This window comes from Streptomyces sp. R-07 (genome assembly GCF_049913175.1).
GTDB lineage: Bacteria > Actinomycetota > Actinomycetes > Streptomycetales > Streptomycetaceae > Streptomyces.
In genome coordinates this window covers 5,060,334-5,078,485 of the sequence record NZ_CP183978.1, presented here as the reverse complement: position 1 = coordinate 5,078,485, position 18,152 = coordinate 5,060,334, and the positions used below count along the sequence as shown (strand labels likewise).

Annotated in this window: 19 protein-coding genes; 10 read left to right on the top strand and 9 right to left on the bottom strand. The window is 73.6% G+C overall.

The genetic code is table 11. The annotated features are described in order from the left end of the window. The first annotated feature begins 42 nt into the window (after window positions 1-42). Window positions 43-729: a PAQR family membrane homeostasis protein TrhA gene (gene trhA, locus ACN9M0_RS23390; protein WP_366036216.1), complete on the top strand. Its 687-nt coding sequence runs from the start codon at window positions 43-45 to the stop codon at window positions 727-729. A 50-nt stretch (window positions 730-779) separates the two neighbouring features. Here the strand turns inward: trhA and ACN9M0_RS23385 are convergent, their stop codons facing one another. Genes ACN9M0_RS23385 through ACN9M0_RS23375 form a run of 3 tightly spaced genes read right to left on the bottom strand, consistent with a single transcriptional unit; the run spans window position 780 to window position 2,972 of the window. Beyond that, the gene (locus tag ACN9M0_RS23385) at window positions 780-1,802 is read right to left on the bottom strand and encodes a glycoside hydrolase family 26 protein (protein ID WP_366036215.1); all 1,023 of its coding nucleotides are present in this window, start codon (window positions 1,800-1,802) and stop codon (window positions 780-782) included. Between the two features lies 1 nt (window position 1,803). Further along, a complete protein-coding gene (locus ACN9M0_RS23380; protein WP_426404134.1) occupies window positions 1,804-2,451 on the bottom strand; it encodes a vitamin K epoxide reductase family protein in 648 nt (215 codons plus the stop codon). A 17-nt stretch (window positions 2,452-2,468) separates the two neighbouring features. Beyond that, a complete protein-coding gene (locus ACN9M0_RS23375; protein ID WP_366036213.1) occupies window positions 2,469-2,972 on the bottom strand; it encodes a DUF5949 family protein in 504 nt (167 codons plus the stop codon). A 150-nt stretch (window positions 2,973-3,122) separates the two neighbouring features. Here ACN9M0_RS23375 and ACN9M0_RS23370 point away from each other — a divergent pair, with 150 nt between their 5' ends. Together ACN9M0_RS23370 and ACN9M0_RS23365 are read left to right on the top strand one after the other, a co-directional pair. Continuing rightward, a complete protein-coding gene (locus ACN9M0_RS23370) occupies window positions 3,123-3,524 on the top strand; it encodes a tyrosinase family oxidase copper chaperone (RefSeq protein ID WP_366036212.1) in 402 nt (133 codons plus the stop codon). Continuing rightward, the gene (locus ACN9M0_RS23365) at window positions 3,508-4,374 is read left to right on the top strand and encodes a tyrosinase family protein (RefSeq protein ID WP_399695944.1); all 867 of its coding nucleotides are present in this window, start codon (window positions 3,508-3,510) and stop codon (window positions 4,372-4,374) included. The genes ACN9M0_RS23370 and ACN9M0_RS23365 overlap by 17 nt, the downstream gene beginning before the upstream one ends. Window positions 4,375-4,440: 66 nt before the next feature. On the opposite strand, the gene ACN9M0_RS23360 is transcribed toward ACN9M0_RS23365, so the two are convergent. The 6 genes from ACN9M0_RS23360 to ACN9M0_RS23335 all read right to left on the bottom strand — a co-directional run bounded on the left by ACN9M0_RS23360 (window position 4,441) and on the right by ACN9M0_RS23335 (window position 8,789). After that, complete coding sequence (locus tag ACN9M0_RS23360; RefSeq protein ID WP_366036210.1) at window positions 4,441-4,722, bottom strand: chaplin; 282 nt, start codon at window positions 4,720-4,722, stop codon at window positions 4,441-4,443. 313 nt (window positions 4,723-5,035) lie between these two features. Further along, complete coding sequence (locus ACN9M0_RS23355) at window positions 5,036-5,548, bottom strand: hypothetical protein (RefSeq protein WP_366036209.1); 513 nt, start codon at window positions 5,546-5,548, stop codon at window positions 5,036-5,038. 117 nt (window positions 5,549-5,665) lie between these two features. Next, window positions 5,666-6,634 carry a hypothetical protein gene (locus ACN9M0_RS23350; protein ID WP_426404133.1) on the bottom strand — a complete coding sequence of 323 codons (969 nt, stop codon included), beginning with the start codon at window positions 6,632-6,634 and terminating at the stop codon, window positions 5,666-5,668. A 234-nt stretch (window positions 6,635-6,868) separates the two neighbouring features. Next, window positions 6,869-7,150 (bottom strand): hypothetical protein, encoded by a 282-nt coding sequence (locus tag ACN9M0_RS23345; protein ID WP_366036207.1) that lies wholly within the window; start codon window positions 7,148-7,150, stop codon window positions 6,869-6,871. Window positions 7,151-7,374: 224 nt separating this feature from the next. Then, window positions 7,375-8,274 carry a hypothetical protein gene (locus ACN9M0_RS23340; protein ID WP_366036206.1) on the bottom strand — a complete coding sequence of 300 codons (900 nt, stop codon included), beginning with the start codon at window positions 8,272-8,274 and terminating at the stop codon, window positions 7,375-7,377. A 275-nt stretch (window positions 8,275-8,549) separates the two neighbouring features. After that, complete coding sequence (locus ACN9M0_RS23335; RefSeq protein WP_366036205.1) at window positions 8,550-8,789, bottom strand: chaplin; 240 nt, start codon at window positions 8,787-8,789, stop codon at window positions 8,550-8,552. Window positions 8,790-9,171: 382 nt separating this feature from the next. Between ACN9M0_RS23335 and ACN9M0_RS23330 the strand changes: the two genes are divergently transcribed. From ACN9M0_RS23330 to ACN9M0_RS23300, 7 genes are read left to right on the top strand one after another with little or no spacing between them, the layout of a single operon-like run. Next, window positions 9,172-10,230, top strand: a complete 1,059-nt coding sequence (locus tag ACN9M0_RS23330) for a DUF3344 domain-containing protein (RefSeq protein ID WP_426404132.1) — start codon at window positions 9,172-9,174, stop codon at window positions 10,228-10,230. 1 nt (window position 10,231) lies between these two features. After that, window positions 10,232-11,368 (top strand): glycosyltransferase family 4 protein, encoded by a 1,137-nt coding sequence (locus ACN9M0_RS23325; protein WP_399695942.1) that lies wholly within the window; start codon window positions 10,232-10,234, stop codon window positions 11,366-11,368. Next, window positions 11,365-12,816, top strand: coding sequence for an exopolysaccharide biosynthesis polyprenyl glycosylphosphotransferase (locus tag ACN9M0_RS23320; RefSeq protein WP_366036202.1), 1,452 nt, complete (start codon window positions 11,365-11,367; stop codon window positions 12,814-12,816). Before ACN9M0_RS23325 ends, ACN9M0_RS23320 begins: the two co-directional genes overlap by 4 nt. A 2-nt stretch (window positions 12,817-12,818) precedes the next feature. After that, complete coding sequence (locus ACN9M0_RS23315) at window positions 12,819-14,138, top strand: O-antigen ligase family protein (RefSeq protein WP_366036201.1); 1,320 nt, start codon at window positions 12,819-12,821, stop codon at window positions 14,136-14,138. Next, the gene (gene murJ / locus ACN9M0_RS23310) at window positions 14,131-16,314 is read left to right on the top strand and encodes a murein biosynthesis integral membrane protein MurJ (protein WP_426404131.1); all 2,184 of its coding nucleotides are present in this window, start codon (window positions 14,131-14,133) and stop codon (window positions 16,312-16,314) included. Before ACN9M0_RS23315 ends, murJ begins: the two co-directional genes overlap by 8 nt. Next, window positions 16,214-17,014 (top strand): polysaccharide deacetylase family protein, encoded by an 801-nt coding sequence (locus ACN9M0_RS23305; protein ID WP_366036199.1) that lies wholly within the window; start codon window positions 16,214-16,216, stop codon window positions 17,012-17,014. The genes murJ and ACN9M0_RS23305 overlap by 101 nt, the downstream gene beginning before the upstream one ends. After that, a complete protein-coding gene (locus tag ACN9M0_RS23300) occupies window positions 17,011-18,144 on the top strand; it encodes a glycosyltransferase (protein ID WP_399695939.1) in 1,134 nt (377 codons plus the stop codon). Before ACN9M0_RS23305 ends, ACN9M0_RS23300 begins: the two co-directional genes overlap by 4 nt. Window positions 18,145-18,152 lie beyond the last annotated feature (8 nt).

The window sequence follows — 18,152 nt, the reverse complement described above, 5'->3', positions numbered from 1 at the left end:
TCATATCCGGTACCTACGGAGCCGTAGCTAGGATTCCGTCTCATGACTGCAGCCACGCCGGAAGTGACCCCGACCGAGCGCACCCTGCCGCTCCCGACGAAGCCCCGGCTCAGAGGATGGCTGCACGCGGGCATGTTCCCCGCCGTGGTCGTCGCGGGCATCGTCCTCGTCGCCCTCGCCGACTCGCCCCGCGCCCGCATCGCCTGCGGGATCTACGTCCTCACCGCCTGCCTGCTCTTCGGCATCAGCGCGCTCTACCACCGCGGCAACTGGGGCCCGCGCGGCGAGGCCGTGCTCCGGCGCCTCGACCACGCCAACATCTTCCTGATCATCGCGGGCACCTACACCCCGCTCACCCTGCTGCTGCTCCCCGACTCCACCGGCCGGCCGCTCATGTGGGCGGTCTGGGCCGCGGCCGCCGCCGGCATCGCCTTCCGCGTCTTCTGGGTCGGCGCCCCTCGCTGGCTGTACACGCCCTGCTACATCGCGATGGGCTGGGCCGCCGTCTTCTTCCTGCCCGACTTCATGCGCGCGGGCGGCATCGCCGTCCTCGTCCTGGTCATCGTCGGCGGACTGCTCTACAGCGCGGGCGGCGTCATCTACGGCATCAAGCGCCCGAACCCCTCCCCGCGCTGGTTCGGCTTCCACGAGGTCTTCCACTCGCTGACCCTCGCGGCCTTCATCGTCCACTACGTCGGCATCTCGCTGGTGGCCTACCAGCACTCCTGACCAGGAGGTACGGATCCCCACGGCGACGGCCCCGGGACCCGTCCGGCGACTCAGGGCCGGGCCGGCCCCAGCGCACCCCTGACGATCCGCGCCGACTCCGGATTGTCGGCGCACTCCCACACGCCGTGCGGGCAGTAGTCGGTGACGGTCTGGTAGACGGGCCGGTGCGCCGCGAACCAGTCCAGCATCCCCCGCACGTACTCCGTGTTGTCGCCGTTCCTGAAGAGCCCCCACTCCGGGTACGAGACGGGCTTGCCGTGAGCCGCCGCGAACCGCACGTGGTGCGCGAGCCCGTACTCCTCGTCCACCTGCTCCTCGAAGGAGAGCCCGGCCGGCTGGTCGTAGGCGTCCATCCCGATGATGTCGACGACGTCGTCGCCGGGGTAGCAGTGCGGCCAGGGGATCGCGTCGAGCCCCCGGCTCGGGGTGAAGTCGAAGCGGAACCGCTGCCCCGGCACCGCCCGCAGCACCCCCACGACCCGTCGCCAGTACGCCTTCCAGGCCGTCGGGTCCGGGCCGCAGCGATGGCTGTACGTGGTGCCGTTCATCTCCCAGCCGAGCACCAGGACCGCCTCGCCGAGCCCGTGCGCCACGAGCCGCTCCCCCAGGGTCCGGAAGTGCCCGTCGTAGGCGCCGTCCGCGCCCTGCCGCAGCCCCGCCCGGACCTCCGTGTCCGGCAGCCCCGCCTCGTTGCGGTCGAGCAGCGGCACGTTCAGCACGAAGAGGCGCCCCGGCCGCTCGGCCTTCCAGCGCGCCCAGGGGCCGAAGAGCGCCGGATGCCCCTCGATGTTGGACCAGCGGTCGCCCGGCAGATACGTGTGCCCGACGGTCAGGGAGTCCCCGCCGAGCCAGGCCTGCACCTGCGCGATCCGGCGCACCCCGGCCTCGTCGGAGCCGGTGAAGAACCCCGAGGGGACGTCCGGCAGCGACTGTCGCTCGGGCGCGGTCCCCGTCCCGGTGTGCCGGCCGCCCGGCACGAACCGGTCGGGCAGCAGGAGGAGTACGACAACGGCCGCGAGCAGCACGGTCAGTGCGGCCCGCGGCCAGGTGAACCAGGCGGGGAGTCGGCTCACGTCAGCTCGTCCAGAAGTCCCACCAGCGGGTCAGGACCAGCATCCCGATGATCCCGGTGTGCAGGACGGGCAGGGCGAAGGTGAACTCGCCGAGGAAGGTCCGCAGCCCCGCCGGGGCGGGCAGGACGCGCTCCCGGACGTTGTGCGCGGTGACGTACCAGAACATGACGATGGTCGCGACCCAGGCCAGGCAGCACCACAGACACAGCGAGTTGATCTCGTACAGCGACTGGTACATCAGCCAGGTGCAGAAGCCGACCCCGAAGAGCATCCCGGCGTTGAGCCCGAGCCAGAACCAGCCGCGGTAGAGGGCCCCGGCGAGCAGCCCGGCACCGACGGCGGCGACGACGGCGTACGTGACGAGCCCGAGCATCGGGTTCGGGAAGCCGAACACCGCCGCCTGTTCGCTCTTCATGATGTTGCCGCAGGACACGACCGGGTTCAGGCTGCACCCGGGCTGGAAGCCGGGGTCCTCCAGGAGGAGGAACTTGTCGATCGTGATCACCCAGCCGGCGAGCACGCCCGCCGCCCCGGTGACGAGCAGCAGCCAGGCGAGGGCCCGGCTCGCGCCGATCGCCCCGCCGTTCTCCCGCGCGGTCTCCTCCTGCCGCTGCCCCGGCACCCCGCCCCGTACGTTCGCCGTCGCCATGACGCGGCCCCTTCCGCTCAGCCCTGGATGCGGCGGACCGGCAACAGGACGTGGGCGCTGTCGGCGAGCATCTCCTCGTCCGAGACGAAGGCCCGCAGCAGCGCCTCGTCGACGGGCTGTCCGGGCACGCCCTCGGACCAGGGCCGCACCGAGCAGATGAAGTAGACCTTGCCCTGTTCGCGGGCGGCCGCCTGCCACTCGTCCGGCACCGGGCACTGCACCTTCAGGAAGGGCAGCGTGAGCACGGCGGAGCCGCCCTCGACGAGCAGCGAGGCGTTGATCCCCGCGTCCTTGTCCAGATCGAAGAGCCGGTCGCCGACCGAGAGGCCCATCGACTCCAGGGCCGCGCGCATCGCCTGCTCACCGGCCTCCGGGCCGTCCCGGCCGTCACCGAGCGAATACGCCATCAGGAACGGCGTGCCCGCCGAGTCGGCGGAGGGCTCGCTGGACCACGGAATCACCGTGAGAGTTCCCAGCGGAGAGGCGCTTCGCGCCGAGGAAACGACGTTGGAAGTGGTCATGAATCCGGATGCTAGTCCTCCAACCACCCTTTCCCCGCGCCGTTTTCACCCGAACGGCCGACATTCACGCCGCTGGCATTTCCGCCGCAACGAACCCGGGTTTTCATCGTTGTGCCCTGAGGGCATTAGCCGACCACCAGGAGATCACTGATGATCGTCCCGCGCCGCGTCGCACTGCGGTCCCTGTTCGCCCTGGCCGTCACCGCCTTCACGGGTGGTGCGCTCGGCCGTATCGCGGCCCGCCCGGAACCGGGGGCCACGCGCGATCCGCACGCCTTCGACGAGATGTACCGGGGCCGCCGCATCCTGGGCTTCTCCGGCCCCGGGGGCGAGCCGACGGCCCTCGTCGACGGCCGGCCGCTGCATCTGATGCGCTGCGCCGACGGCGGCTACGTCACCCCGATCGACCACTACGAGTCCTGCCCGACGCCCCTGGCGGCCACCCGCGCGGCCGTGGACGAACTGGGCACGTCCCGGCTCTCCGCACTCGCGGGCGCCCACGGCGTCCCCACCGACCCGACGGGAGGTAGCCCGCGTGGTGTACACGCGTAAGAACCAGCGCGATCTGACCGGTGCCGAGCGCCGCAAGTTCGTCGCCGCCGTCCTGGAGCTCAAGCGGACCGGTGCGTACGACCGCTTCGTCCGCACCCACATCGACCACTACACGGCCGACGGGGAGGGCCGGCTCCGGATCGCCCACATGACGCCGAGCTTCCTGCCCTGGCACCGCAAGTTCCTGCTGGAGTTCGAGACGGCGCTGCGCCGGATCGACCCGACGGTCTCCGTCCCGTACTGGGACTGGACCCGGGACAACTCCCCGGCCTCCTCGATCTGGCGCGAGGACTTCATGGGCGGCAACGGGCGCCGGGGCGACCTCCAGGTGATGACCGGCCCCTTCGCACACGCGACCGGGCGGTGGGCGATCACCCAGTCGATGACCGACGACCGCTACCTGACCAGGGACTTCGGCCGCCCCCGCGACCCGATCACGCTCCCCACCGCGGCCCAGCTCGACGAGGTGATGCGCCAGCGGGTGTACGACGCGGCGCCCTGGAACTCGACGAGCGCGACCGGCTTCCGCAACGCCCTGGAGGGCTGGGCGCCGGGCCGGGGCAACGAACGGTTCCGGATCCACAACCGGGTGCACCGCTGGGTCGGCGGTCTGATGCTCGGCGGCGGCTCGGTGAACGACCCGGTCTTCTGGCTGCACCACTCCTTCGTCGACCTGGTCTGGTCGCGCTGGCAGCGGCGGAACCCCGGGGCCGCCTACCTGCCGGCGGAACCGCCGCCCCTCGGGGACGCGCAGTACCGCAAGGTCGCCGCCCGGCACGAGCCGATGGCGCCCTGGGGCGTCACCCCGGCGGCGATGTTCGACCACAGCCGGATCTACCGGTACGCGTGACCCCACACGCAGGTGTCCCCCCGACCCAGCGGGCCGGGGGGACACCTGTGTGGAGCGGGGGGGGGATCAGCCGCCGTAGCCGCCGTCACCGTGGCCACCGTGGCCACCGTCGGCGTTGATGCAGGTGTTGCCGAACGCCGGGTTCAGCAGACCGATGACGCTGACCGTGTTGCCGCAGAGGTTGACCGGGACGTGGACCGGGACCTGGACGACGTTGCCGGAGGCGACACCGGGCGAGTGGGCGGCGACGGCCTCGGCGCCCGAGTCGGCGACGGCCAGGCCGGCTCCGCTGAGGGCAACGGCACCCGTGCCGGCGAGAACAGCGGCAGCCTTCGCGATGCGAGACATCAAGAACTCCTTGGACGTGGAAAGCGACCGCAGGAATCACGGCCGTCGTTCTCGTTCAACGCCGACGGCCGGGGCCGGGTCACGGCCATTGGTCCGAACGAGAAGAGGGAAAACCGAAAAAATGGCCCGCGGGCCCGAATTCCGCCCGCCGTCGGATACGACGGGACGGCTCCGGTCCGCGGGCCGCGGCCATGCGACAAGCCTTCTCTTGCAACGACCGACATCCCTTGGGGTGGCGGGGAAGAATCGTGTCTTCACCCGCTCTTCACCCGCCGGGTCGCAGGTCGTGCGGACGGACGGGGACGCGGGTGTGTCAGCCCGCGTCCTGCGCCAGACCGAGCTGCGGGTCGAGGGCTCCGCTGAGCACCGGGGTGAGGAGGCCGACCTGGGGCTTCGCCAGGTCCGGAAGCCCGGCGAGCCCGTTGCCGCGCGGGGCCTCCACCGGGTTGCCGAGGACGGCGCCGGGGGTGGCCGCCTTCATCTCCGAGTGCGGGCTGCTGAGCAGGGCGCGGCCGGGCTCGCTGCCCTTGAGGAGCTCGGGCAGCGGCGCGTCGACGACGGTCTCCGGCAGGGTGCCGGTGAGCGGGACGCTGGGCAGGGCGACGTCCGGGAGCGCGCCGAGGCCCTTCTGGAAGCCGGTGGGCGCGCCGGGCATCGGGACGGGAACGCCGGTCGCCACGGTGGGCGCGTCCATCGGCAGGACCGGCTCCAGGCCCTGGAGCGGGATGATCACCGGAGCCTCGACGGCGGCGGCGGGAGAGGCCAGGGCGGCGGAGGCGAGTGCGGTCATGAGGAGTCCCATGCCCGCGTGAGAACGCAGATTCATGTGAGGTGAACGAGCCCCTTGGCCGAAACGTCGCGGGACTAACCCATGTGCAGCAACGCGCAGGGCCCTCACCGGTGAAGGCGGGGGCCCTGGTTGACGCGTTGTCAGCACTCGGGGTCAGTGCCGGCGGGCGATCCGTCCACCACGGAGGTAGACGACGGTACCGCCGATGATCAGCGCGGCGCTGATCGCGGCCGCCCCCATGAGCGCGGTCTCGCTGCCGGTGTCGGGCAGCTCCCCACAACCGTGCGGCCCCTCACCGGGCGCGGGCTGCTCACAGGTCGGGTGATCGGTGGGGTGATCGGTGGGGTGATCGGTGGGGGTGCCGGTGGGGTGATCGGTCGGGGTACCTGTCGGGTGATCGGTCGGAGTACCCGTGGGGTGATCCGTCGGGGTGCCCGTGGGGTGATCGGTCGGAGTGCCGGTGGGGTGATCCGTCGGAGTGCCCGTGGGGTGATCCGTCGGAGTGCCCGTGGGGTGATCCGTCGGGGTGCCCGTGGGGTGATCGGTCGGAGTACCTGTCGGGTGATCGGTCGGAGTGCCCGTGGGGTGATCGGTCGGGGTACCTGTCGGGTGATCGGTCGGAGTGCCCGTGGGGTGATCCGTCGGAGTGCCCGTGGGGTGATCCGTCGGATGGTCCGTCGGGTGATCCGTCGGGTGATCCGTCGGGTGATCCGTCGGGTGATCCGTGGGGTGATCCGTCGGATGGTCCGTGGGGTGATCCGTCGGATGGTCCGTGGGGTGGTCCGTGGGGTGATCCGTCGGATGGTCCGTGGGGTGATCCGTCGGGTGATCCGTCGGGTGGCCCGTGGGCGTGGGGTGGCTCGGCTCGTTGTCGCCGTAGCCGCCGGGGGGTTCCTCCTCCGCCTGGGCGCAGAGGTCCCCGACGGCCGCGGCGACGTAGCCGTCGAGCTTGCCGCAGACGTCCGCCGGCAGGGGGGCCTGGACGTGGCCCGCCGATCCGGAGCCCGGCCCGTCCCCCGTACCGGGGTGGGCGCTCGCGGCCAGGGCGAATCCGCCGGTCAGCGACAGGACGCCGGTCGCTGCCACTGCGGTGAGTACTTTCCTGCTGATGATGGACCGCATACCGCTCTTCCTCTGGAGAAAGGGAGAGACCGGCGAGGATCCCCCCTCGCTCCGACCGGCCTGATCCGCACCGACGTTCAAGGGGGATCGGCCAAAAGGTATGGGTCGGCGCCCGGTGTGAAGCCGGGGCCACACGGCAGCTGATCAGAAAATCATTCGATCAGCCGACCGTGAGGAACAGCGGCGCGATGCGCCGCCGTAAGAGCCCGTGGGGCCGGTGTCACTGATGTGGTGTCAGCCGCCGAGCGGGAGACCACCGGGGACCGGGAGGCCACCGAGGAGCGGGGCGCCCTTGGCGGCTTCGTTCACCTGGTCGGCCGCCTTGGTGACGGTCTGGACCGGGGAACCGTCCGTGGTGCTGCTCAGCATGTCGCTCTTCAGCCCATTGGCGGCGATCGCTTCGAGGCCACCGTTCAGGCTGGTGGGGGTCAGCGCATCCGTGGCCATGGCGGGCGCGGCGGCACCCAGGGCCATCAGCGAACCGGCGACAACCGCGGCGACCTTGGTGGGCTTCATGGGAGAAATCCTTCCTCTGTACTTTCAAGTCACGTACTGCACAGGGTTCTTGGCCGAATCCTGTACATCGTTCTGCTTCTGTAACGAGGAGTGAGCGCCCCGGAAACTCCGGGAGGGAGGATTTCTCGGTACTGCACCCGATCGATGCGGGCCGGTGCTATTTGCCGATCGCACACACCTGTACCGGCCCGACGGACGCCGGGCCGGTACGGGTGTGCGGGGTGCTACCGGAGGGGCAGCGGGGGCTTGACCGGCAGGTCGGGCGCGGCGACCGGCGGATCGACGGGCAGCTCGGGCGTGGTGACCGGGAGCGCCGGGAGCGTGGGCAGTCCGGCCAGGTCCGGCGCGGGCAGCCCGCTGCCGAGCACGGTGGCGACGGCCAGGTTGACCAGCGAGGTCAGCGTCGAGGTGACCTGGGGTACGACTCCCCCGGCGTCGCCGGAGGTGACGGCGGCGAGCAGGGCGGCGACCGCCTTCTCGACGCTCGCGAGGGCGTCGGCCACGATGTCCGCCGGGGCGGCCGCGCCGGGCGCCGCCTTCGCACCGGCCGCGACGGGCAGGGTCACCGGCGGCTTCACCGGCAGGTCGGCGGCGGGCGGAGTGACCGGCAGGTCGGCCGCCGGAGGTGTCACCGGGAGATCGGCCGCGGGCGGAGTCACCGGGAGGTCGGCCGCGGGCGGAGTCACCGGCTGGTCCGCCGCCGGAGGTGTCACCGGGAGATCGGCCGCGGGCGGAGTGACCGGGAGGTCGGCCGCGGGCGGGGTCACCGGGACCTCGGGGGCGGGGGTGTCCGGGAGCGGGGCCGAGGTGGTGGCCTTCGCCTGTTCGACCGCTGCCGCGATCTTGGTCTTGAGGGTCTCGGCGTCGGCCGCTGGCAGCTGGCCGGAGTCGGCCTTGAGCGCGGCCGTGACGAGTTCGGTCACGGGGGTCGTCACCGAGCCGAGGTCGCCGAGTGCTTCGGTCTGCTTCAGCAGGGCGGCGGCGTTCGGGAGGGGCGCGTGGGCGGCCCGGTCGGCCGCGGGGGACGGGTGGTGTTCGCCGGCGGCGGCGGGTCCCGCCGTGCCGAGGGTGATGGCGGCGGATATCGCCAGGGCGGTGAGACGGCGTATAGCCAGGGGACGCATATGTGTTCCTTTTCCTTATGCGTCGGACAACTGCTCTCTCACCGTGCCTGCGGGTATAGCCCTCCGCAACCGCGGAACTACGGAGCGCCACGCCTCCGTTCGAGTGAATCCACCCCTGCGGACTGCCCCTCGGAGGGGCGTACGCCGTTGCACCGAAAGGCGCACGGGTGTGCGTCCGAACGAGTACCGATCCAGTGGCGGCAAGGAAAAGCCGGTGCGCCCACCCCGGCGGGGTGGGCGCACCGGCTTCGGAAGGACCGATCAGGCGTGCGAGATCAGGCGTTGACGCAGGTGTTGCCGAAGGCCGGGTTCAGCGCGCCGATGACGCTGACGGTGTTGCCGCAGAGGTTGACCGGGATGTGGACCGGGACCTGGACGACGTTGCCGGAGAGGACACCGGGGGACTTCACGGCCGCGGCCTCGGCGCCGGCGTCGGCGGAGGCGGCACCGGCGGTTCCGGCGACGGCGGCGGCGGCACCCACGGTCAGGACTACGGCCTTGGCGATACGGGACATGGGGAAGTGCTCCTCGATCGAATTCATCCAACTCGGACTGCGCGGACTGTTCGGCCCGGCTCCCTCAACAACGCCCCGGCTATTCATCGGTTGCTCTCCCGAACGGGTGACGTTCAACCGATCTTTGGGCCATAGGAGGGCCATTGGAGGGACAGGGCGTGGAATGGCGCAACACGCTCAACGAGGAACCGGCCTCACAGATACGGGAGTTAGCGTTTCCGGGCATCTAATGCTTACTATCGCCCCGCGCCGGGGTTATAACGTTCTCGAACGTTGCTTCCGGGCCCGCCGCGCGTTCACCCATTTCGTGCGGACGACACCTTCCTCTCCCCCGGCCTACTCGGGTCTTCCCTCCCTTCTCTCATCAAAGCGGAGAACCTGTATGCGGAATTCAGCGGTTCTTGCTGTGCGTCGCGGCGTGTTGTGCGCCTTGTCGTGTGCGGCGCTGTCCGCCGCGCCGCCCGGCGCCTCCGCCGCCGCACCCCAGCCGCGTGAGGCGAGCCGCGTCCCCTTCGCCGCGCGCCACCAGGCCGTGCAGCACGGGGGGATCGTGCGTGCCGCGAACGTCTCGGCGAAGGGCGCGAAGGGCACCGAGTCGGTCAACGACGGCGCCACGATCGCCTACGTCGACGTGGACCGCGACCCCAACACGTACAACTCCAGCCGTGCCGGGCTCGCGGTGCCGGCGGGCGCCCGGGTCACCTGGGCCCGTCTCTACTGGGGCGGGAACCTGCGGGTGGGCGAGCAGAAGCCGCCGAAGGACAACGGCCGCGTGCTCATCGCCGAGCCCGGCGGCCGGTACAAGGCGCTGCTCGCCGACTCGCTGATCGGGCACCGCACGGCCGACGGCGCCGACGCCTTCCAGGCCTCCGCGGACGTCACCGAGCTGATCCGCCGCTCGCATCCGGGACAGTGGACCGTCGCCCAGGTCAATGTGGCCATGGGCCGTTCCGCGGTGGGCGGGTGGGGCGGCTGGACGCTGGTCGCCGCGTACGAGAAGGCCTCGGAACCGCTGCGCAGGATCAGCGTCTGGGACGGTTTCGAAACGGTCGGTCCGCGCGCCGGGGAGCTACGCGTCCCGCTCGACGGAAACCGTTTTCCCAAGGGCGTCGCCGGGCGGCTCGGGTTGATCGCCTATGACGGCGACCGCGGTACTTCCGGGGATTACCTGGCGGTGGAAACCAGTCGCTCGAAGAGCACCCGTCTCTCCGATTCCGCCAATTCCGCGGACGACGTGCTGAACTCCACCATCACCGAATTCGGTGCCGGTGGAACCGTACGACGACCCGATGGTACGAAGACCCTCGGATACGACTCCGACGTGTTCGACCTGCGGGGAGCGCTCCGCGCGGGCGGCGACAAGGTCCACGTCCGGGTCGGCAGCCGGAAGGACACCGTCTGGCTCGGCGCGGTGTTCCTCCAGGCCGACGTCCGGCGCTGACGTGCTGTCACCACTCGATACGGACCCCGGGTCCGTCACCGTCCTGCACGTGGTCCAGCCCGGCGACGGCGGGGTCGCCCGTGTCGTCGTCGACCTGGTCCGCGCCCAGCGCGCCGCCGGCCTGCGGGTCGCGGTCGCCTGCCCGCCCGGCACCGGGCTGTCCTCCGCCGTCCGCGCCGAGGGCGCCGAGACCCATGACTGGCGGGCCGGCCGTGACCCCGGTCCGGCCGTCGTCCGTGAGACGCGGGAACTCGCCCGGCTGGTCCGTGCGGTCCGGCCCGGGATCGTCCACGCGCACAGCGCCAAGGCCGGCCTGTGCGCCCGACTCGCCGTGCGGGGACGGATTCCGACGGTGTATCAGCCGCACGCCTGGTCCTTCGCCGCCGTCGAGGGGACGACCGCCGCGGTCGCCCGGCGCTGGGAGCGGTTCGGCGCCCGGTGGGCGGACCGGATCGTCTGCGTGAGCGAGGCCGAGCGCCGTACCGGCGAGGCGGCCGGCGTCGCGGCGGACTGGTCGGTCATCCACAACGGCGTGGACACGGCCCGGTTCGCGAGCGAGGGACCGCCCGGCGATCCCGCGCCCACCGTCGTCTGCGTGGGCCGGCTCTGCCGCCAGAAGGGGCAGGACGTCCTGCTCGCCGCCTGGCCCTCCGTGCTCGCCGAGGTGCCCACGGCCCGGCTCGTCCTGGTCGGCGACGGCCCGGACGGCGAAGCCCTGCGGGCCGCCGCCGGTCCCTCGGTGCGGTTCACCGGGGCCGTCGAGGACACCGTGCCCTGGTACCGGGCCGCCGACGTGGTCGTCCTGCCGTCCCGCTGGGAGGGCATGGCCCTCGCGCCCCTGGAGGCCATGGCCGCAGGACGGCCCGTCGTCGTCAGCGACGTGGACGGGGCGCGCGAGAGCCTGCCGTCCGCCCATGAACCCCTGTGCCTGGTCCCGCCCGAGGACCCGGCCGCGCTCGCCACCGCTCTGGGCCGCCTCCTCGGCAGGCCGGAGCTGCGGCACCGCCTGGGCCGCGAGGCCCACGAGCACGTCCTCAGCAGATTCGATGTCCGGCGCACCGGCGCGGCCGTCGCGGACGTCTACCGCGAACTGGCCGGAGCGCGGGGGGCCGAGCACAGAGAGCCGATTGCGCAGTGACCACGGAAAGTACCAGCGTTCCCTCCTCGCCGGGCCCCTGGCCCACGGCGGGCCAGGCCTACGGTCTCGCCTCCCTCGCGCCGCGCCGCGGCACGCCCGGGCGGCTCGCGGTGCCGCGCCACCGCCGCGTGCGGCCGCGGTCCGGCGTGGCGGTCCTCGTGGCGGTCGACGCCCTGGCCGTCCTCGCCGCCGCTTCGGTGCTGAGCGCGGCGCACCACGACGTCCGGCTCGTGCTGCCGGTCGTGGCGCTCGTCCTCGTCCTCGACGGACACGCGGGCCTCTACCGGCCGGCCGCGCACACCCGGGCGCTCGACGAGCTGCCCGCGCTCGGTTCCCGCGCCGGTTTCGCCTGGTGCCTGGCGGCGGCCGCGGTCGCCGCGTACTCCCCCGCCCTGGCGATCGGGCCACTGCGGCTCTGCGCCGCCTACGGCACGCATGTCGCGCTGGTCTGCCTGGTCCGCGCCGCGCTCCTCGGGCGGCGGCGCCGGATCGCGCGGGAGCGGCCCCGGTCGGCGCTCGTCATCGGCGGGACGGGGGCCGCGCGCCGGTTCGCCGCGGCGGCCGCCCAGCACCCCGAGTACGGGGTGCGGCCGGTCGGCATCGTGGGCGTCCCGGAGCAGGGCGGCGCTCCCCGGGCTGCCGGGGAGGCCGGGCTTCCGGTGCTGACGACGACCGAGGAGATCCAGCGGGCCGTCATCCAGAACACCGTGCGCGACGCGGTGTTCCTCGACGACGACCCCGGTCTGGTGGCCCTCTTCCAGCAGTACGGCTGCGCCACCTGGCGGGTCGGCGGCCGGCAGCAAAACGGGCCGATGGGCGCGCACATGTGGGGGTTCGCCTGGCAGCGGGTCGTCCCGCTGGGCGAGCGGCGCGGGCGGGCCGCGAAGCGGGCCCTCGACATCGCGCTCGCCGCCCCCGCGCTCGCGGTCGCGCTGCCGGTGCTGCTGCTGTGCGCGCTGGCCGTGCGGCTCTCGGACGGTCCCGGGGTGCTCTTCCGGCAGGAGCGGGTGGGCCAGCACGGGCGCCACTTCACGCTGCTCAAGTTCCGGACGCTGCGCCCCTCCGACGACACCGAGTCGGCGACCCGCTGGAACGTGGCGGGCGACCGGCGGATGAGCGCGGCCGGGAACTTCCTGCGGAAGAGCTCGCTGGACGAGCTGCCGCAGCTGTGGAACGTGCTGCGCGGGGACATGAGCCTGGTCGGGCCCCGGCCCGAACGCCCCTACTTCGTCACCCAGTTCAGCAAGATCCACGCGGGGTACGCGGCCCGGCACCGGATGCCGGTGGGTCTCACGGGTCTGGCGCAGGTGCACGGGCTGCGCGGCGACACCTCGATCGAGGACCGCTGCCGCTTCGACAACCACTACATCGACCACTGGTCGCTCTGGCAGGACGTCTGCATCCTGCTGCGCACGGCGGCCGGGCTCGTCCGACCCACGGGGAGCTGAGGATGGCCACGGCCGTGACGACGGTGACGGCTCCGGACTCCGGTGCCGAGGTACGGGACTGGGCCCGCCGGGCCGGGGCGCTGTCCCCGGTCCTCGCCGTGATCGCGCTGCTGCTCGTCCCGGGCGGCGGCGGTGCGCAGGGCGGCACCGGCGGCACGGGGACGGTCGCGGACGCGGCCTCCGGGCTGCTGGTCCTGATCTGTCTGGTGCGGGTGCTGCGCGGCGGGACCCGGCCGCTGACCCGGGCGGCGGCCTTCGTCCTCGGTCTGCCGGTGTTCGGGATCTGTCTGGCCGCGATCACCTCGCACGACCCGGCGGCGAGCCTGCCGGGCGTCGCCCGTTACGTGCAGGTCTTCGTCCTCGTCCCGGCGGCCGTGCTCCTGATGATCCGCGACCGGCGGGACTTCGCCGTGGTCGCCTGGGGCCTGGTCGCGTTCGCGCTGCTCCAGGGCGCGGTCGGCGTCGCCCAGTACCTGACGGGCACGGGCGCCTCGTACCAGGGCGAGGACATCCGGGCCGTCGGCACCTTCGGGGCCACCGACGTGATGGGCATGGCGACGGTGGTGGCGTACGGACTGATCGTCGTCACGGGGATCGCGCTCGGCAGCGGGCCCGGGCGCGTCCGCACGGTCGCGCTGGTCTGCGCGGGGCTGCTCTTCCTGCCGCTCGTGCTGTCGTTCAGCCGGGGCGCGTGGATCGCGACCGTGCTCGCCTGCGGGATCCAGCTGCTGCTCGCGGGGGTCCGGCGGGCGGCGCGGGTGGTGCTCGCGGCGGCCGCGCTCGGGGTGGTCCTCGTCGGCGGCCTCGGGATCGGTTCGGCGATGGTGAAGGAGCGGGTCACCAGCATCACGCAGGTGGCGGCCGCGCCGGACCAGTCGGTGACGGACCGGTACACGATGTGGGCTGCGGCCGGGCGGATGTGGCGCACGGAGCCGGTCACGGGCGTCGGCCTCAAGGGCTTCCCCCAGTACCGCGACTCGAACGCCTCGCTCGCCCTGTCCTCCGGCAGCGACACCGCCGGTGCGGGCGCCGCCTTCGCCCGCCAGCCGCTGCTCTCCCCGCACAACATGTACCTCCTCGTGCTCGGCGAGCAGGGTCTGGTGGGGTTGCTCGCCCTGGCCGGCAGCTGGGTGGCGCTGCTGGTCGGCGCGCTGCGGCGGCAGCGGCTCGGCGCGGACTGCGCGCTCGTCTCGACGGGCCTGCTCGCCTGGCAGCTCATCGACTTCTTCTACGCGGACATCGGCGGCCCCTCGACGGTCCTGATGTCGGTGGTGTTCGGTCTCGCGGCCTGGTGGTCGCTGGCGGAGGTGAGGCGTGCGTGACCCGTGGGCCGGGGAACCGGAGCCCACGGACGCGTCGTGGGCCGACGGGCCGCGCCCCTCGCCCCGGCCGCCCTGCGGCACCCCGCTGACCGACCCCTGGCCGGCCTCGCCTCCGGGCCCCACGGACTCCCCGTGGGCCCCGGGGGCCGTCGTGCTGCCGGGGGCGGGGGCGGCGGCGTCCGGTACGGACGCGGGAGCGCGAGGCGGCGCGGCCGCCGCCGTGGCGGGCGCCCGGGCCGCCCGGACCATCACGCCCGATCGGCCGGGCCCCGGCCCCGGCTCGGCAGAGGCCGGCCGGGCCGGTACGGGATCCGGCCGGGCAGCCGGTGCCGGGACTTCCCGGGACACCCGGCTGGTCGCCGGGGCCCGGTGGGTGCCGCGTCGGCCCGGTGGGGCTCCGGCCGCCGGGCCCCGGGCTCCGGCCGCCGGGCCCCGGGCTCCGGCCGCCGGGCCCCGGGCTCCGGTCACCCCGCCCTCCGGGCGGCGGGCGCACGCCCGCGTGCGGGCGACCCGCGAAGGGGCGCCCGGGGGCGGCGGGTTCCTGGCCAGGGCGGCGGCCGTGACCGCGGGTCTCACCGCGGCCGGGGCGGTCCTCGGGCTCGCGCGGGACCAGATCATGGCCGGGTACTTCGGGGCCGGGGCCGGGACCGACGCGTTCCTGGTGGCGTGGACGGTGCCCGAGTTCGCCTCGACGCTGCTCATCGAGGACGCGATGGCGCTGATCCTGGTGCCCGCCTTCTCCCGCGCGCTGGCCCGCCGTTCGGCCGTCCTGTCCGGTGACCCGGTGCGCGCCCTGGTGCGCGGCACGCTCCCCCGGATCGTCCTCGCGCTCGGTGTCGCGGCCGTCCTCCTGATCGTCGCCGCGCCGCTGCTCGTGGCCGCGCTCGCGCCGGGGCTGCCCGACCCGGGGCTCGCCGTCGACTGCACGCGGCTCACCGGGACCTGCGTGCTGTCGTTCGCCCTGGTGGGGTACTGCTCGGCGGCGCTGCGCGCGCACGGCCGTTTCCTGCCGCCGGCGGCGATCTACGTCGCGTACAACGTGGGGATCATCGGCACGATCCTGGTGCTGCGCGAGCCGTGGGGGGTGCGGTCCGCCGCCGCCGGGGTCGCCGTCGGCGGGGTCCTGATGGTCCTCGTACAGGCCCCCTCGCTCCTTCGTGAGCTGCGGACACCACGGCGTGCCCTCCAGCCGAAGGAGCCGCCCGCCTCCACGGGCGAGGGACGCATCCTGGCCCTCGGTCTGATCGCGCCCGTCGTCGCGTTCTCGCTGTGCCGCCAGTCCCAGACCCTGATCGAGCGGTTCCTCGCCTCGCCGCTGCCCGCCGGCGCCATCTCGCATCTGAACTACGCGCAGAAGGTCGCGCAGATGCCGATGATCCTCTCGCTGATGCTGTGCACGGTCAGCTTCCCGGTGGTCGCCCGCGCGCTCGCGGCCGGCGATCCCGAGGCGGCGCGCCGCCGGGTCGAGCGGGATCTGCTGCTCGCCGCCGTCGTCGTGCTCGTCGGCTCCTCGACGGTGATCGCCGCCGCCCCCCGGATCGTCGAACTGCTCTTCGAGAGGGGCGAGTTCACGAGCGCCGACACCACCGCCACCGCCGCCGTCATGCGGGTGTACGCGCTCGGACTGCTCGGCCAGACGATGGTCGGCGCCCTCGTCCGCTGCTACTTCTCCGCCGCCCGCCCCCTCTGGTACCCGGCCGCCGCCATGGCCGCCGGCCTCGTCACGACCGCCGCCGCCGGCCTCCCCGGCGCCCACTACTGGGGCGCGGTGGGCATCGCCGCCGCCAACGCCCTGGGCATCACCCTCAGCGCCGTCCTGCTGCTGCGGGGCGCGCACCGCCAGGCCGTCCCGGTCCGGGTCGACCGGCTCGGCGAGGGACTGCTCCGGCTCGCCACCGCGGGCGCCTGGGCCACCGGCGCCGGCTGGCTCTGCCAGCTGGCGATCGGCTCCGCCGTCCTCGCCGTCGCCGTCGCCGGCCTGGTCGTCGGCGGCGTCTTCCTGCTCTTCATCGCCTGTGCCGCCAAGGCGCCCGAGATCCCGCCCCTGCCCCGCTCCGCCTTCCGGAGGACCACCCATGCCCGCCGCCACCGCGCTGCGCCGTCTGCTGCCGAAGCCGCCCCTGTGGAAGCCGCCCCTGTGGGTGGCGATGTACCACTCGATCACGGACACCGCTGACGATCCGTACCGGGTGACCGTCTCCCCCGTGCGCTTCGCCCGGCAGCTGCACTGGCTCGGTGACCGGGGGCTGCGCGGGGTCTCGGTGCGGGAGCTGCTCGCCGCCACCGCCGAGGGGCGCGCCAAGGGGCTCGTGGGCCTGACCTTCGACGACGGGTACGCGGACTTCCTCGACTCGGCGCTGCCGCTGCTGCGGCGGCACGGCTTCACGGCGACGGTGTACGTCCTGCCGGGCCGCCTCGGCGACGAGAACGGCTGGGACACGGCGGGACCGCGCAAGCCGCTGCTCGACGAGCACGGCATCCGGCGGATCTCCGAGGCCGGCATGGAGATCGGCTCGCACGGCCTGCGGCACGTCCCGCTGACCGAGGCCGACGACGCGACGCTCGCCGCCGAGACCCTGCGGAGCCGTGAGCTCCTGGAGGAGATGACCGGCCGGCCGGTGGACGGCTTCTGCTATCCGTACGGGCAGGTCGACCCGCGCGCGATCCGTGCCGTACGCAAGGCCGGTTACCGCTACGCCTGCGCGATCGACCCGGGCCCGCACACGGGTCCGTACGCCCTGCCGCGCGTCCACATCGGCGAGAACGACACCCCGTGGCGGCTCACCGCGAAGCGGGTCCTGCACCCGCTGCGCCGCCGCCACCCCGGCGACCTGCTCACCACCCCGTACGGCCCGGCCGCGGTCGGTGCGCCGTGAAGGTCCTGCACGTCATCACCGGGCTCGGCATCGGCGGCGCCGAGCAGCAGCTGCGGCTCCTGCTCCGCCACCTCCCGGTGAGCGGCGGGGTGGTCACGCTCACCAACCCGGGTGCGGTCGCCGCGGGCATCGAGGCCGACGGCACGCCCGTCACCCACCTCGGCATGACCGGGAACCGCGACCTCGGCGCACTGCCCCGGCTCGCCCGGATCGTCCGGCAGGGCCGCTACGACCTCGTCCACACGCACCTCTACCGGGCCTGCGTGTACGGCAGGGCGGCGGCGCGGCTCGCCGGGGTCCGCCGGGTCATCGCCACCGAGCACTCGCTCGGCGAGACCCAGATCGAGGGCCGTCCGCTGTCCGCGGGCACCCGCGCCCTCTATCTGGCGTCCGAGCGGCTCGGCACGTCCACGGTCGCCGTCTCGCCCAGCGTCGCCCGCCGGCTCGCGGACTGGGGCGTGGCCCCGGAGCGCATCCGGGTGGTGCCGAACGGCATCGAGACCGGGCGGTTCGCCTTCGACGCGCGCGCCCGGCGCCTCACCCGGGGCGTGCTCGGCATCCCCGAGGACGCGTACGTCGTCGGCGGCGTCGGGCGGCTCACCCCCGGGAAGCGGTTCGACCGGCTGGTCCGGGCCGTCGCCTCCGTGCCGGAGGCCCGGCTGCTCCTCGTCGGCGAGGGCGAGCACCGCGAGGAGCTGCTGCGGGTGGCCCGGGAGTGCGGGGCCGCCGGCCGGATCCTCCTCGCCGGCGCCTGCGAGGACCCGCCGACCGTCGCCACGCTCGGCCCTTCGCTGCCCGAACTCCTCTCCGCCATGGACGTCTTCGTGTCCACCTCCCCCGACGAGACCTTCGGGCTCGCGGTCGTCGAGGCGCTCGCCGCGGGCCTTCCCGTGCTGTACGTGGCCTGCCCCGCGATCGACGACCTGGCGCCGGACGCGGCGCCGGGCGCGCGCCGGATCGGCGAGTCCGTGCCCGAGCTGATCTCCGCGCTGCGCGGCATCCGGGACGCCCGGCTCGCCCGGCTCCCGCTGCCGGCCGCGGCCCGCCGCTACGACATCGCACACAGCGCACGGCAGTTGATGTCCCTCTACGACCAGGCCGTCCACGGCACCCCCGACCCCGCGAAGTGAGAGAGCCC

Excerpts from the sequence above, each read along its gene's own strand:
- trhA (WP_366036216.1), top strand. The coding sequence starts at position 43 with ATGACTGCAGCCACGCCGGAAGTGACCCCGACCGAGCGCACCCTGCCG.
- ACN9M0_RS23360 (WP_366036210.1), bottom strand. The coding sequence starts at position 4,722 with ATGTCTCGCATCGCGAAGGCTGCCGCTGTTCTCGCCGGCACGGGTGCC.
- ACN9M0_RS23305 (WP_366036199.1), top strand. The coding sequence starts at position 16,214 with ATGCCCGCCGCCACCGCGCTGCGCCGTCTGCTGCCGAAGCCGCCCCTG.
- ACN9M0_RS23375 (WP_366036213.1), bottom strand. The coding sequence starts at position 2,972 with ATGACCACTTCCAACGTCGTTTCCTCGGCGCGAAGCGCCTCTCCGCTG.
- ACN9M0_RS23340 (WP_366036206.1), bottom strand. The coding sequence starts at position 8,274 with ATGCGTCCCCTGGCTATACGCCGTCTCACCGCCCTGGCGATATCCGCC.
- ACN9M0_RS23350 (WP_426404133.1), bottom strand. The coding sequence starts at position 6,634 with ATGCGGTCCATCATCAGCAGGAAAGTACTCACCGCAGTGGCAGCGACC.
- ACN9M0_RS23380 (WP_426404134.1), bottom strand. The coding sequence starts at position 2,451 with ATGGCGACGGCGAACGTACGGGGCGGGGTGCCGGGGCAGCGGCAGGAG.
- ACN9M0_RS23345 (WP_366036207.1), bottom strand. The coding sequence starts at position 7,150 with ATGAAGCCCACCAAGGTCGCCGCGGTTGTCGCCGGTTCGCTGATGGCC.
- ACN9M0_RS23315 (WP_366036201.1), top strand. The coding sequence starts at position 12,819 with ATGGCCACGGCCGTGACGACGGTGACGGCTCCGGACTCCGGTGCCGAG.
- ACN9M0_RS23330 (WP_426404132.1), top strand. The coding sequence starts at position 9,172 with ATGCGGAATTCAGCGGTTCTTGCTGTGCGTCGCGGCGTGTTGTGCGCC.
- ACN9M0_RS23335 (WP_366036205.1), bottom strand. The coding sequence starts at position 8,789 with ATGTCCCGTATCGCCAAGGCCGTAGTCCTGACCGTGGGTGCCGCCGCC.
- ACN9M0_RS23355 (WP_366036209.1), bottom strand. The coding sequence starts at position 5,548 with ATGAATCTGCGTTCTCACGCGGGCATGGGACTCCTCATGACCGCACTC.
- ACN9M0_RS23370 (WP_366036212.1), top strand. The coding sequence starts at position 3,123 with ATGATCGTCCCGCGCCGCGTCGCACTGCGGTCCCTGTTCGCCCTGGCC.